13 protein-coding genes are annotated in these 13,985 nt (G+C 43.1%); 7 read left to right on the top strand and 6 right to left on the bottom strand.

From position 1 onward, the window contains the following. Positions 1–31: 31 nt before the first annotated feature. The gene (locus tag KOLE_RS05130; RefSeq protein ID WP_015868383.1) at positions 32–1,261 is read right to left on the bottom strand and encodes a 6-phosphofructokinase; all 1,230 of its coding nucleotides are present in this window, start codon (positions 1,259–1,261) and stop codon (positions 32–34) included. A gap of 596 nt (positions 1,262–1,857) precedes the next feature. Here KOLE_RS05130 and KOLE_RS05125 point away from each other — a divergent pair. Next, entirely contained in the window at positions 1,858–2,283 is a 426-nt protein-coding gene (locus tag KOLE_RS05125; protein ID WP_015868382.1) for a hypothetical protein, read from the top strand. A 60-nt stretch (positions 2,284–2,343) separates the two neighbouring features. Here the strand turns inward: KOLE_RS05125 and pruA are convergent, their stop codons facing one another. From pruA to KOLE_RS05105, 4 genes are read right to left on the bottom strand one after another with little or no spacing between them, the layout of a single operon-like run. Then, positions 2,344–3,921, bottom strand: coding sequence for an L-glutamate gamma-semialdehyde dehydrogenase (gene pruA, locus KOLE_RS05120; protein ID WP_015868381.1), 1,578 nt, complete (start codon positions 3,919–3,921; stop codon positions 2,344–2,346). 12 nt (positions 3,922–3,933) lie between these two features. Beyond that, complete coding sequence (locus tag KOLE_RS05115) at positions 3,934–5,076, bottom strand: NAD(P)/FAD-dependent oxidoreductase (protein WP_015868380.1); 1,143 nt, start codon at positions 5,074–5,076, stop codon at positions 3,934–3,936. Further along, a complete protein-coding gene (locus tag KOLE_RS05110) occupies positions 5,069–6,883 on the bottom strand; it encodes an FAD-dependent oxidoreductase (protein ID WP_041288665.1) in 1,815 nt (604 codons plus the stop codon). Before KOLE_RS05110 ends, KOLE_RS05115 begins: the two co-directional genes overlap by 8 nt. Further along, entirely contained in the window at positions 6,870–7,187 is a 318-nt protein-coding gene (locus KOLE_RS05105; protein ID WP_041288664.1) for a (2Fe-2S)-binding protein, read from the bottom strand. Before KOLE_RS05105 ends, KOLE_RS05110 begins: the two co-directional genes overlap by 14 nt. 179 nt (positions 7,188–7,366) lie before the next feature. Between KOLE_RS05105 and KOLE_RS05100 the strand changes: the two genes are divergently transcribed. Genes KOLE_RS05100 through KOLE_RS05085 form a run of 4 tightly spaced genes read left to right on the top strand, consistent with a single transcriptional unit; the run spans position 7,367 to position 10,439 of the window. Beyond that, positions 7,367–7,618 (top strand): hypothetical protein, encoded by a 252-nt coding sequence (locus KOLE_RS05100; RefSeq protein WP_015868379.1) that lies wholly within the window; start codon positions 7,367–7,369, stop codon positions 7,616–7,618. Further along, positions 7,611–8,333, top strand: coding sequence for a glycerophosphodiester phosphodiesterase family protein (locus KOLE_RS05095; RefSeq protein WP_015868378.1), 723 nt, complete (start codon positions 7,611–7,613; stop codon positions 8,331–8,333). The genes KOLE_RS05100 and KOLE_RS05095 overlap by 8 nt, the downstream gene beginning before the upstream one ends. 10 nt (positions 8,334–8,343) lie before the next feature. After that, a complete protein-coding gene (locus KOLE_RS05090) occupies positions 8,344–9,108 on the top strand; it encodes a YdcF family protein (protein ID WP_015868377.1) in 765 nt (254 codons plus the stop codon). Positions 9,109–9,116: 8 nt separating this feature from the next. Next, entirely contained in the window at positions 9,117–10,439 is a 1,323-nt protein-coding gene (locus KOLE_RS05085; RefSeq protein ID WP_015868376.1) for a C69 family dipeptidase, read from the top strand. Here the strand turns inward: KOLE_RS05085 and KOLE_RS05080 are convergent, their stop codons facing one another. Continuing rightward, positions 10,440–11,036, bottom strand: coding sequence for an MBL fold metallo-hydrolase (locus KOLE_RS05080; RefSeq protein ID WP_015868375.1), 597 nt, complete (start codon positions 11,034–11,036; stop codon positions 10,440–10,442). It abuts the gene before it with no gap. Between the two features lie 115 nt (positions 11,037–11,151). Between KOLE_RS05080 and KOLE_RS05075 the strand changes: the two genes are divergently transcribed. After that, on the top strand, positions 11,152–12,543 hold the full coding sequence (locus tag KOLE_RS05075) for a TldD/PmbA family protein (RefSeq protein WP_015868374.1): 1,392 nt from the start codon (positions 11,152–11,154) through the stop codon (positions 12,541–12,543). Beyond that, positions 12,540–13,874 (top strand): TldD/PmbA family protein, encoded by a 1,335-nt coding sequence (locus KOLE_RS05070; RefSeq protein ID WP_015868373.1) that lies wholly within the window; start codon positions 12,540–12,542, stop codon positions 13,872–13,874. Before KOLE_RS05075 ends, KOLE_RS05070 begins: the two co-directional genes overlap by 4 nt. Positions 13,875–13,985: the final 111 nt, after the last annotated feature.

Below are 13,985 nucleotides of genomic sequence, written 5' to 3'. Positions count from 1 at the left end.
ATGAAAACGGGAGTCTTTTGACTCCCGTTTTTTATTTTCTTTTTACTGGAACTTTTTTCAGATTTGCATATACCGGTATCCCTCGAAGGTAATGGTTGGGAGCTTCGCCCTGTATCAAAGGTCTTACGTATTCGACGAACTTTTCGGTGACACCAAAACCATCCGGGGAGATATACTCTTCTGGCAGATACTTAACCTTTCCACCTATCCCTTCTAAACTGACAGGCTCATAGTGCTTCAAGTATGGACTATCTAAATCTCTTACTATCGACACCATAACACCACTTAGTCCTTGATCAACCGCAAATTTAACCGCAGCAGCTCCAACTCCGATGGCTTCCTCCCAATCTGTCAAGCTGGCTATGTGTCTAGAAGACCGCTGGAGATAATCCGGAAGAGCTGTATGAACCTTTCTGCCGAGATTTTGTCGTATCAACTTTTGCAGGTAAATACCTATCTTTCCAAGCTGGATATTGCCAAATGCGTCGGTATAATCTTCTGTCGAAATGTAATTTCCTTCAGAGTCTTTTAAAGCTTCAGCAGCAACAATGCTGCAATATCCGTCTCTTCTTATGACTTCCTCAACTTTCGACAGAAATTTCTCTTCATTGAAGGGTACCTCCGGTAGAAGAAAGATTTGAGGGCCGCGTTCTCCATTTATACTTGCAAGAATCCCTGAAGCAGCAAGCCAACCGGCATAGCGTCCCATGGATTCTAGTATGAAAACCTGAGTCGAGTCGGTATGCATTGACTCCAGATCTCTTGTAGCTTCAAGAATTGATATGGCTGTAAATTTTGCTGCGGAGCCATAACCGGGACAATGGTCAGTATACATAAGGTCATTATCAACAGTCTTGGGGATTCCTATTACTTTCAGCGGATAGCCGTATTCCTGTGCTTTTAACGCTATTTGATAAGCGGTTTCCATAGAGTCGTTCCCGCCATTGTATAGAAAATAACCTATATCGTATGCGTCAAAGACTTTGAACAACCGCTCGAAATCTTCTTCAGTTTTGAGCTTTGTCCTGCAAGAGCCAAAGATTGCTCCAGGAGTAAAAGCAATCTTTTCAATCTCATCCTTTGATTCGGCTTTCAAATCGATTATTCTTTCTTCCAGTATTCCCTTTATCCCGTTCAGAGCAGCGTAAACATTCTCAACCATAGGGTTGTTGATGGCTGCAATTATAGCACCGTATGCTGAAGCGTTTATCACAGATGTCACTCCGCCAGATTGGCCATATATTAGATTTCTTTTCTTCATAAGAAAACACCTCCTCATTTTTTTGATGATTATAACATGGAGTGAGATTTGGTGACCGAGAATCGAGAATCCGAGAGCCCGAGAGTAAGTAAATAAAAACCAAGAATCAGTAAGCACACTGTCAGCAGGTAAGCTTGGCTGCGTTATGGAAAAGCCTGGCATTGCAAGGGGAAAACCGGCTATGCCGGGGGTACGCCTCAAAAAAAGGTACAGTCCATATGTCACCCCTAACTCTATCCGTCATCCTGAACTTGATTCAGGATCTCATCCTTAGAAAAATTTCAGATTCCGAATCATGTACGGAATGACAATCCTTTGTCTGTAATTCTATTTTAAGCAATGCCAACTGCGCAGCAGTTCGGGTCAACTCCGAAGGAGTTCGCAACAATCCCGAAGGGATTCGTATCCGCCGCGAAGCGGCTATCTCGAATCTCGATTCTCGATTGTTACGAACAACCTACAACCCACAACCGACAACGATAATGAGCGAAGCGAATCTAAGTATCAACGGCGTAGCCATTCCAAGCTTTTCTATAATAATTTATGAAATGTTTGTTATAATGCTCATATCTATATGCTTTTTTGGAGGTGAAGGTATGAGAACAATTTTGGCATTGGTATTAATCCTCTCTCTGGCAAGCTTTGCTTTTGCGAATTACTTCGCGGGTGTTGGTGGGGTTGGAGATGTTGTTGGAATCGTCGGAGGTCTTACATTAACCTACAATCTCGCAGATTTTGGAGAAGGGCATACCGTCCTGATGGGAGCACTTGGAAATGGGTTAGGTATCTCTGCCAACTACACTCCCTTCAAAATTTATGAATACAATCTCGGAACCAAACTGGCAAAAGTTTATCTCGGTGCAGGGGCTGGTTTATCCTTCAATTTTAGCGGTACATCTCTTGTTCTTGGCGCTGGCATAACGTTCAAAACCTTGATTGGTGACAATTTTTTACTTACCTCCACAAGTGGATACGGTATAGGTGGATACTATTGGTCAGGAGCTATCGCATACATATTCTAATTTGAGATTAAAACTGAAAACCAAAAACGCCACCCGATCCGGGTGGCGTTTTTATTAGCTTTACAGATTTATCTTCTCGGATATCGATTTAGCCTGCAAAAATAGTAACAGATAATCCCTTCCGCCAGCCTTCGAATCCGTTCCAGACATGTTGAAGCCACCGAAGGGATGAACTCCAACAAGAGCTCCGGTACATTTTCTGTTGAAGTACAGATTTCCAACGTGAAACACTCTTTTAGCTGTCTCTATCCTTTCACGCCTTTTGGTATAAAGAGCACCCGTAAGGCCATACTCGGTTCCATTCGCTATTACCATCGCATCATCAAAATTCTCTGCTTTTATAAAGGCTGTTACCGGTCCAAAGATTTCTTCCTGAGCTACCCGTGCATTTCTATCTACATCAGCAATTATAGTTGGTTCAACGAAATATCCGGGAAGACTCTTCACTTTCTTGCCGCCATAAACGATTCTGCCTTCTGTCGAACCAATTTCTATATAGCTTAAAATCTTCCTCTCGGCATACTGGTTCACAACCGGGCCAAGCCAATTTTCTGGGTCTCTCACATCACCGATCTTTATCTTTTTTGTCCTTTCAACGACTTTTTCAAGGAGTTCGTCGTATATCTCCTTAACGGCGATTATACGGGATCCGGCAGAACATTTTTGCCCCTGGAACCCAAAGGCGCTGGCAACACATCCTTCAGCTGCAGCATCAAGATCGGCTGTTTCATCAACTACAACAGCATCTTTTCCGCCCATTTCGAGAACAACACGTTTTATCCATAACTGCCCAGGCTGGTGCTTCGCAGCGATCTCGTTTATTCTCAACCCCACTTCTTTTGAGCCGGTGAAGGAGATGAACCTTATCTTCGGATGCTGTACGATATAATCACCTATCTCTCCACCACTTCCCGGAACGTAATTGACCACTCCTTCGGGTAGACCAGCTTCATGAAGGATCTCAACAAATTTTGCGGCTATTACAGGAGAGTCACTCGCGGGCTTGAGTATGACACAATTCCCTGTTATAGCCGCTGCTGTGGTCATTCCAACCATTATAGCTGCTGGGAAGTTCCATGGTGGAATTACCGCACCAACGCCAAGAGGAATGTAAACCAATTCATTGTTTTCGGTTGGGATTCTTACCACCGGTTGGGGTGATGCATATCTGACAGCTTCACGAGCGTAAAATTCGAGAAAATCAATCGCTTCGGCAAGATCCGCATCGGCTTCGAGCCAGTTCTTCCCAACCTCCATTATCATCGTTGCATCGAGTTCGAAGCGCCTTTCCCTCATTATTTTGGCGGCTCTAAGGAACGGCTCCACCCGTTTTTCGACCGGGAGATTTTTCCAGTATTCAAAGACCTTCCACGCTTTTTCGATAGCCGTATCGACAATTTCTTTATCCGCCTTTGAAACGATTCCAACAACCTCTTCAGGGTTGCTAGGGTTGATAGAGCGTATCTTCCGATCGGTTTTAATTCTTTTACCTGCAACAATTATGTCGTATTCCTTGCTCTCTTTTTCGATTTTTTCGAAAGCTTCTTTCATCTTCCGCTGGATCTCTGGATCAGAAACGTTGATGTACCCTTCATTCTTAAAGGGTGGAAGAATAATGTAATCTGTGGCCTCTGGCATATTCATACCTCCTTATACAACATTTTTTTCTCTTGAAACACCTTTTGCAAATCTATCTATTTTGAGATTTGAGATATCTACTTTCTTCGGTTTACCGTAAACAATCCATTCCGCAAGGGCTTCCCCAACGGCAGGTGCCAGCATGAAACCGTGCCCGCTAAAACCCACGGCAAAATAGAAATCCTGTACGTTGTCCGCTTTATCTATTATGGGTTGAGCATCTGGAGACATGTTGTACAACCCAGCCCAATGCTTGAGTACCCTAACGTCCTCAAGAAAAGGAAAGAATTTTGGCATCTTCTGAGTCATTTCCTTTAAAAAGCGCCAGCTCGGATTGTGATTGTGGCTTGGTGGCTCATCCTTATCTCCCTGACCCATGATGAAGTTGCCGGACTTTGTCTGCCTGATATAAAAATTGTTTTCGAAACTTATAACCAACGGATCGAGTATATGTTCGAGAGGTTCCGTAACGAATATCTGGTGGCGGTAAGATTCTGTCGGCAATTCCACACCTGCCATCAAACCGACCTCTCTGGAATAACCGCCTGCAGCATTTATGACAACGGAGGTTTTAATATAACTCTTACTGGTTTGAACACCGATTATTTGACCGTTAGCAACATCGATACCTGTGGCTTCTGTGTGAGTGTAAATCTTTGCTCCCATCCTTTCGGCAGCTCTGGCATATGCAAAGGTCGCTAAATGCGGGTTGGCATGGCCGTCTGTGGGACAGTATGTGGCCAATTTGACACCTTCTGAATTCATAAATGGGAACATACGTTCTATTTCTTGTTTCGTCAGTATGCGAACATCAAGCCCTTCTTCCTGCTGCATTTTCACATTTTTCTCGAAAAAACCGACCTCTTCATCTGTGTATGCGAGAAGCAAATATCCCCCCTGGTAGTACTCTATATCCATGCCAACGTCTTCTTCAAAGTTTTCAAAAAGCTTCACGCTCCTCATTGCAAGGCGTATATTCATCCTTTCACTCCACTGCTGCCTTATCCCCCCACCGCATCTTCCCGTAGCTCCTGAGGAAAGATAATTCTTCTCCAGAACAACTACATCATTCATTCCGTTCTTGCACAGGTAAAAAGCTATGGCGGTTCCAATTATTCCGCCACCTATTATCACAACGGATGCCCTTTCATTCATCTTCTTCACGCTCCCGTGCGATGGCTCTAAAAGTCGTTGGAACCGTTGGAGGTCTAAATGTACCGGGATCAAGTTTCTCAACAGGAATACCTGTTTTTCTCGAAAGTATCATGAGTGCGTTCAGACGGCACGTCCTGCCCCCACAGGGTCCCATGGCTATCCTCAAGCGCCTTCTCAGTTCCTCAAAGTCTGTAAAGCCTTCCTCGATAGCTTCCTCTATCTCCTTCACAGTTATCTCTTCACACCGGCAAACAAAGGCATTTTCCTCTTTTTCACCTACATGAATATGCCTGACCTCTGATGCATGTTCGATGGGAATTTCCACATAAACGACTGTCGTGCTGTTCTGTGTTTTGATAACTTTATGAACAACACCTGTTCCGGCAACACTACCGTCTTTTCGGAGGGTAACAACCATTTCGCCTTTTTCGGGAATCGGGAGGAATTCGTAAGGTATGCCTATTATGGCTTTTCCTTTTTCGGGGAACTCCTGAAGCATAAATATGGCGAGACCGGGACATTTGGTAGCACAAATTCCACAGCCGGTACATTTATCGTAATTGACGACAGGTACATTGTTTATGTTTTCACCGATCGTTATGGCACCAACAGGACAGCTTGTTTCACAGGGATTACAGGGAATAGCTTCGAAACACTCTATTATGGGCCTCAGCTTTCCAATATAATTCTTCGAAACACTATTCCGATTAACTTCATAACTACCAGGATGGAACTCGATACCAAGTTTTCGCAATCCCTTTCTCACTTTTTCAGATGTGGGACCGCTTCTAAACCCTTCGAGCTGGGATTTCAGGTGATTCAGATAAGATTCATCTATACTCCCTTTAAGGTCTTTTACAATATTCAATCCAGCTATCCGACCCTCAATCATAGCCGTTGTTGCTTCTTCTATACCACCAGCATCACCAGCAACAAAGACATGCTGAACGGTAGTTCTCATATCTTCATCCCTTACCGGAACATAGCCTCCAAGTTCAGGTATAAACTGCAGCTTTCCATCTGCCTGGGCTATGAGCTCTGCCGAAGGCAACAAACCAACAGCCACACATATTGTATCCACAACAAATTCTCTTTCTGTACCGGGTATCGGTTTCCAATGATCATCCACCTGTACAACTACCGCACCCTGAACCTCCTTTTTCCCTATTGCCTTCACGATAGTATGTCTGAGCAAAATGGGGATTCCCAGTCTCATTACCTTATCGGCGTGTACCTGATAGCCTCCTACCCTATCAGCTGCCTCTACGATAGCCTTTACATTGACCCCTGCTTGAATTAATTGATAGCTAACTATCAATCCAATATTTCCAGAACCTATCATCAAAACATTTTTTCCAGGTAATACCCCAAACTGATTCATGAGTGTTTGTACCGCACCAGCACCATAAACCCCAGGAAGATCGTTGTTATCGAACTGAAGATACTTTTCTGACGCACCGGTTGCCACTAGAATTCTTCTTGGATGATAGAGAATTGTCTTGTCACGAGGCCTGTGAAGCACAGGAACACCATCTTCATAGATTCCGATAACCGTGGATTCAGTCATGATCCTCACATTGTCCATCTTCTTCAGTTCTTGAATGAGATTTTCCGCTATTTCGAATCCTCTGATGGAAGCATAGAATTCTTTGTTGCCGAAAAACTTGTGTGTCTGCTTAACCAATTGTCCTCCGGGTCTGACTCCCTCATCAACTACCAATACCTTTAACCCACTCTTGCCGATTTCTATGGCTGCGGCAAGACCAGCAGGACCTCCTCCAATTACCAGAGCATCAATCCTGTTCAACAATCTCACCTCTTCCTTTTTGACGCCTGACAGACATTCCTTCGCGCACCGGGGTTATGCATGTTCTAACATTTGGAACACCATCAACTTCCATAAGACAGGAAGAGCATTTTCCTATGGCACAAAAAAGGCCCTGTGCGCGTTGCCGCTTTGGGGTGATTCTCAACACTCTTATACCGTTTGCGTGAAGAGCCGCTGCAATGGTCTCGCCTTCGTATGCTTCGAATTCTTTTCCTTCGAAGAAGAAATGAATTTTGCGCCCCCTCTTGATTTTGAGGATAGGATGCTCTCGCAATCTCTCCACAGATTTTTGCCCCCTATCGCAATAAAAAAATTTGTAGTTTACAATACAAGTATATGTTTTATACACCATAAGAAAAAAATTTCTAATACGAAGCATAAAGATGTACGCATTTATTAACCTGCTATAATCGAATGTATAGAGCACTAAAGGACAAATATCCTTTCATTGGGAGGACGGATATGATCAGTAAAAACATGCCTATTCCTGAGATAGTTGATCGTTATCCTTTCCTGATCGATTTTTTTCTGAAAAAAGGTATAAAGTTAATGGTTTGTGGAGACGTTCTCTGGGGTACACTTGAGGAAGAAGTCAACAGACAGGGAAAAAGTGAAGAACTCGATAGCATCATCAAAGAGGCAAATCAAATAATTCAGGAGAAAGGGTCTTCCGGCAGAACATATTTAGATTTAGGGGGTAGAAACGATGGTTAAAGTACTAGGACACAGAGGCATGGGAGAAGGCAACGATGAAAACTCTCTTTTATCCTTGATCAGGGCAGTACAGATTGGTGCAGACGGAGTAGAGACTGATGTATGGTTAACGAAAGACGGATCTCTGCTTCTGGCACACGACGAGGATTTAAAACGACTCTACGGAGTTGACGCTAAGGTCAAAGAGATCACTTATAAAGAGCTCAAAAAAATTGGCCTCATATCTGATGAAAAACTCACAACGCTGGAAAAACTCTATCTTGAACTGCCAAACAACGCTATTGTGAATGTGGAGATTAAAGATCCTGACGCCGCTAAGTTCGTAGGTCCTCTTGTCAACAGCTTCAACGCCATAGAGAGAACCATTTTCTCCTCCTTTCATCATGAATGCCTTCTGGACGTGAAAGCGAACACCCCAGACGCCAAAATAGGGCTTCTAATAGGGGAAGACGCAAAAGGAAAAGATCCTGTTGGCTATCTCGAAGAACTGCTCAATAGATACAAACCCTATTCGCTGCATTTGCCTGTTCAGTTATTCGACGAGTTTGGCCTGGAAACCGGTCTTGCCTTTTTAAGACTACTGCGTAACAACGGAATAAAAATAGCCCTCTGGACGATCAACGATCCAGAATTAGCACTCAAAGTCAGACAGCACTGCGATTTCTTTATCACCGATAACCTTCTTTCCATTCTCGCCCTGAAAGGTGGAAGATAGGGGGTTTTAGATGTTTTATCTTGAAAAAGTGATCAGTTCTATACTCGTTCCACCAGGAATCATAATGGTTTTAATTATCATAATTGGCCTGATCAGCCTTAAAAAGGCAATTTCTCCTCTCCAGAAAATGTTGTCATTTTCTATCCTTATTATCGGGCTCTTCTCGTATCTCTTAATGAGCGGTATAGGTACTTACCTTTACGTAAAGCCTCTGGAAACTGAATATTCGGTACCAAATGCCTCACTTTTAGATACAGCTGAAGCAATTGTTGTTCTGGGAGGGGGAATGATCATAGCTCCGTATGAACTCGAACCAGGTGATCATACTCTCAAAAGGCTTTATAAAGCTTTTCAGATACATAGAGCAACAGGTAAACCAATCATTGTTACAGGTGGAACACCCATGGGACGTGATTCACTATCGGAAAGTGAGGTAATGTTGAACACGCTGCTCAATTGGGGAATAGATGAAAACGATGTAATTGTTGAAAACTCAGCGAGGAATACCAATGAGAATGCGGTTCGAGTTGCCGAAATCTGTAAAGAAAAGAAATGGAAAAAGATAGTTCTGGTAACTTCGGCTGTACATATGAAACGATCCGTGGAAAGTTTTGAAGAACAGGGATTGAACGTGATCCCTTATCCAACGGATTACCTTTACGACTATACCGATTTGAGCTGGGTTGACTTCCTTCCAGGTAGAGACGCTTTAACTGCAAATCTTTCAGGAATACATGAATTTATCGGTATTATCTGGTACAACGCAAAAAGGTAGGGGAAAGTATGTGCGATACCCTTGTAGTAGCTCCAAAATTAACCAGCGGAATCCTCTTCTTCGCTAAAAACAGCGATCGGGAACCAAATGAACCCCAGAGCATCGTATACTTTCCTTCACGAATCCCGGAAGAAAAGGAAATAGACGCTACTTATATCACTCTTCCTCAGGTCAAAAGAACGAACGCTCTCATTCTCTCAAAGCCTTCGTGGATATGGGGTGGAGAAATGGGGGTGAACGATAAAAATGTCGTGATAGGAAATGAAGCGGTTTTCACAAAAGAGCCGGTAAACAAAAATGGGCTCCTGGGAATGGATATACTCAGAATTGCTCTCGAAAGGGCCGATTCGGCTGATTCCGCTCTGGAGATAATCACTTCTCTTCTGGAAATCCCTGGCCAGGGCGGCAATGGAGCTCTCAACAAAAAACTCATGTATCATAATTCCTTCATATTAGCAGATAAAAGCAAGGTATGGCTTTTAGAAACAGCAGGAAAGTACTGGGTGGCAAAGGAAATCAAAACAATCTGCACCATATCAAATGCCCTGACAATTGGAAATGACTTCGACATGATCCATCCTGAAGCCATCGAACACGCTGTGAAAAAACACTGGTGCAAGAGTATAGATGATTTTGAATTCAAAAAAGCCTATGGGAAAGAGCTGTACGCTTCCTTATCCGGCGGAAAAATAAGAAAAGAACGGTCCGAAAAACTTTTGAGAGATGCTCTGCCTGATATAAACGTAAAAAAACTCTTTGAAATCTTAAGGGATCATGGGGGAAAGGAAAACATAACGAAAGGTTCCATGAAAACCGTTTGTATGCACGCAGGTGGAATCATCTCCAGTCAGACGACAGCTTCTATGGTCTGTGAAATCGGTGAAAAAGCGACAGTCTGGGTAACTTCCGGCAGTGCTCCATGTCTCTCAATCTTCAAACCGGTGTGGTTTGACAGTGAAAAAAGTTCTCTTCCATACAACTCAGAGGATGAGGCCTTGAAGCATTGGTTTCACTGGGAAAGATTTCATAGAAGAGCCCTAAAAAACTATTCGCAAGCAAAAGATCTCTTCGAAGGATTAGCTATACCCCTGGAAAGAAAGCTTCTCGAACTTGTGGAAGAGCTGAAATCAATGGACACACAGGATTTTGACGAACTCTGCAAAATCACCAAAATGGCTTTTGACGAAAGCTGGAAGATTGGCGATCTTTTGATTGAGAAATCTGAAAATCTGAAAAAAGGAAAAGCTTCTCCTGTGTTTCGTTTGTACTGGAACCTCCAGAATAAGCGTTTTTTCGGCAAAAAAGGTAAATCGCATAAAACACGACTCTGATTAGAAATTAAAAAAAGGATTCTCCTTCAAATTTCTAGCGGCTGTTGTTGAAGGTCCGTGACCTGGAAATATTACCAGTTCGGGATTATTCTCAAGAAAAGATTTTAATAACCTCAGAGTATTCTCCATTTTTTCCGGGTCACCACCCGGTAAATCTGTTCTTCCTATCGATCGCTCAAAAAGCGTATCTCCGGCGAACAGGTACCTGTTACACAACAAATAACAACATGAACCTGGAGTATGCCCGGGGGTGTGTATCACTTTCCAGTGCTCTCCGGGGTTGTCTGTCAAAAATTCTTTCAACTTACTGAGCTGAGATTGCTCCATCCCGAAATAGTTGACGAAATTCAATTCGGGGTTTTCAAAAACGCTTCTTTCCTCAGGATGCATATATATAGCTTTTATCTTTAGTTCAGGCAAATCAATCAAATGATCTGAATGAGAATGGGTTAAAAGCACAAAAACCTCTTCATTACCATAACGTTTTTTAACAAATTCTGCTGCTCCTTTTCCCGGATCTATAACGTACACGGTTCCATCAATTTTCACTATATAGGAATTTTCATCAAGTACTGAAGATATTACCCTTTCAATCATTTTATCTGCCTCCTAAATCCTTTTAAGATATTTTAGTGGGTTACCAGTGTATTTAGTTCATACTGCGTATTATTATATAATGGATTTGTGTTAATGAATAAATGGAGGTGTAGAAATGTTAGAACTATTGAAATCCGTGGTACCGGCGGTTTCTTATCCGGTTCTTCTCAGATACCACGCCAGAACCTCTCGCGTTTTTAGTTTCTCTAACGGGAAACTAAAAGAAGCATCCACGAAAAAACTAACAGGTGTCAGCGTCAGAGTTTGGTACGAAGGAGTCTGGGGATTCGCCAGTACCAGCATCATGACAAAAGCCGGAATCTCAAAAGCCATTGAAAGTGCTATCGACGCTGCGCGTAAAGGGAAAGGAGTTAAATCAGGAGAGATTTACAAACCTATCTTCAAACCTGCCAGAGGAGAGTTTAAGATCATTGAAACTGACCCGGTTGAAAACCACACGGTTGATGAAAAGATAGACCTCGTCAGGAAAACGGTTGAAAGAATCAAGAACGTGAGCGAAAAGATTGTTTCTTCCAGTTCAACCTATATGGAGCTTATCGACAATAAAACCATGGTTTCAAACTATGGCGTGGAAGCAACCTATTATGATGTAAAAGCTGATTTCCGGGCTATTGCTTTTGCAAGTGACGGAAGTGAAATGGAGTTAGGTTATGCAAGTTCCGGAGCCACTGGTGGTTGGGGAGAACTCTTCGGCGATAAATCATGGGAAGAAATGGCCGAAGAAGCTGCGAGAATTGCTCTGGATAAGCTCGGTAGAAAAACTCCAGAAGGTGGCATCTATACTGTTGTTTTACATCCATCTTTGGTGGGTGTGCTTGCTCATGAGGCTATAGGGCATACGGTTGAAGCCGATTTTGTTCTTGCCGGATCCGCAGCTAAAGGGATGATAGGAAAGAAAGTTGCAAGCGATCTCGTCACTTTGATAGATGACCCCAATCCAGAACTAAGAACCGGTGCCTCTGGAATAGTCTTGATAGATGATGAAGGAAACCTCACAAAAAAGATTTACGTAATAAGGAATGGAATTATGGAATCGTATCTCCACGATGCTGAAACAGCCGCTGTTTTTGGTGTCGAACCGACGGGAAATGCAAGAGCCTTCACTTATTCAGATGAACCTATAATCAGGATGAGAAACACATACATAGCACCTGGTGAAACCCCTGTTGAAGAGATAATCGCGACCACAAAAGAAGGTTTATACCTCAAAGGACTCGGTGGCGGCGGCCAGGCAGATGCCAACGCAGAATTCATGTTTGGTGTTCTTGAAGCCTACGAAATAAAAAACGGAAAAATCGGGGAACCAGTGAAGGGAATAACCATCTCCGGGCAGGCTTTTGAAGTTCTTAAATCAGTAGATGCGGTTGGAAATGATTTTGAATTTACACTGGGAGCCGGATATTGTGGAAAATTCCAGCCTGCCAAGGTAGATGCTGGTGGCCCTCATATAAGGTGTAAAGTCAAGATAGGAGGGGAACAAAAATGAGAGAAATAGTCAAAAAAGCTCTTGAACTGGCTAAAAATAAAAGCAAAGGAGATGCCGAGGTATGTTTTCAGCATACAAAAAGAGCGAGAGTTTTCTTCGAGAAAAATGAACTCAAAACACTGCACGAAGACGAATCAAGCGGAATCGGCGTAAGGGTTGTAAAAGATGGAAAACTCGGCTTTGGGGCCTCCAATACCATCGAGGAAGACGACCTGGCGGTTCTTATCGATGATGCTGTTAGCGCTATGGAAAAATCTAAAGCGGATCCCGGAAACGTATTACCAGATCCTGCCGAAATAAAAGAAATCCCAGGTTTATATTCTAAAGAACTTAGCGAATATAACCTTCCAAAGGTTCTGGAATTCGGTAAAATGCTGTTTGAAACTGTAAAGAAGATCGATTCCAGGATTACGATAGATTCCGCTCAGGTCCAGCTAACAGTGACCGATTCCCACCTTGTAAACTCCAGAGGTATCAGCGCCACCAAAAGCAAATCCTCCCTGTCATACGTAATAATGGGAATGGCAATCGACGGGAACGATATTTCCTCTTTTGACTACCGTTATGGAATGATTCTGAATCCTGAAGAAATAGAATCAAAACTTCAAGAAGCCGCTCAGAGCTTTGCAAACAGTGTTCTTGGCTCACTGGGTGCCAAACCGTGTAACTCCTTCAAAGGGCTTGCACTCTTGAGTCCCTCCACCGTCGAAAGGCTTATAATTATGCCCCTCAGTTTCTTACTTAGCGGTGAAAACATCCTGGAAAACCGCAGTCCTTTCAAAGAAAAAATCGGGGAGAAAATTGCGGGGGAAAATCTGACCATATACGACGATCCCACCATTCCATATAATCCCTATTCCACACCTTTTGACAGAGAAGGCGTCCCGACAAAACGCTTGACCCTCATCAAAAATGGTGTTCTGAAAACATTCATCCACAATGCGTATTCCGCAACGCTTCTTAAGGCACCGATGACAGGACATGCCACAGGGGATTACTCCAGCCTCCCGGAAATAAGCATCTACAACGCTGTCGTTGAAGGTGAAATACCCCTCGATGATATCTACAAAATGATCGATAAGGGTGTATATGTGAATAGATTCAGCGGAAATATAAATCCCGTGAACGGGTTGTTCTCCGGCGCTGTTAAAGGAGGCTGGTATCTGGAAAACGGTAACAGAATTCACCCGGTAACGGGAACACTCGTATCTGGAAACGCACTGGAGCTGCTGAACCATATCGTGGCTGTTTCAAGAGAAAGAGAACAAACAACAATGGGAGAACTTCCTTATATTCTGGTTGACACCGTCTCTTTCACCGGGAAACAATAACAACAAAAGAAAATAATATAGGAAACCGGAGAACCAGGGAACCAGAGAAGGTTCTCTGGTTTTTACTTTTCTGAACAATAACCAATAGCGAAAATGACTAAATAGATACCC

The organism is Kosmotoga olearia TBF 19.5.1, from assembly GCF_000023325.1.
Taxonomy (GTDB): domain Bacteria; phylum Thermotogota; class Thermotogae; order Petrotogales; family Kosmotogaceae; genus Kosmotoga; species Kosmotoga olearia.
Note: the sequence above shows the minus strand (reverse complement) of the source record. Positions and strands in the feature narration are given on the sequence as shown.

Coding starts and splice junctions, on each gene's coding strand:
- KOLE_RS05130 (WP_015868383.1), bottom strand. CDS start 1,261: ATGAAGAAAAGAAATCTAATATATGGCCAATCTGGCGGAGTGACATCT.
- KOLE_RS05125 (WP_015868382.1), top strand. CDS start 1,858: ATGAGAACAATTTTGGCATTGGTATTAATCCTCTCTCTGGCAAGCTTT.
- pruA (WP_015868381.1), bottom strand. CDS start 3,921: ATGCCAGAGGCCACAGATTACATTATTCTTCCACCCTTTAAGAATGAA.
- KOLE_RS05115 (WP_015868380.1), bottom strand. CDS start 5,076: ATGAATGAAAGGGCATCCGTTGTGATAATAGGTGGCGGAATAATTGGA.
- KOLE_RS05100 (WP_015868379.1), top strand. CDS start 7,367: ATGATCAGTAAAAACATGCCTATTCCTGAGATAGTTGATCGTTATCCT.
- KOLE_RS05095 (WP_015868378.1), top strand. CDS start 7,611: ATGGTTAAAGTACTAGGACACAGAGGCATGGGAGAAGGCAACGATGAA.
- KOLE_RS05090 (WP_015868377.1), top strand. CDS start 8,344: ATGTTTTATCTTGAAAAAGTGATCAGTTCTATACTCGTTCCACCAGGA.
- KOLE_RS05085 (WP_015868376.1), top strand. CDS start 9,117: ATGTGCGATACCCTTGTAGTAGCTCCAAAATTAACCAGCGGAATCCTC.
- KOLE_RS05080 (WP_015868375.1), bottom strand. CDS start 11,036: ATGATTGAAAGGGTAATATCTTCAGTACTTGATGAAAATTCCTATATA.
- KOLE_RS05075 (WP_015868374.1), top strand. CDS start 11,152: ATGTTAGAACTATTGAAATCCGTGGTACCGGCGGTTTCTTATCCGGTT.
- KOLE_RS05070 (WP_015868373.1), top strand. CDS start 12,540: ATGAGAGAAATAGTCAAAAAAGCTCTTGAACTGGCTAAAAATAAAAGC.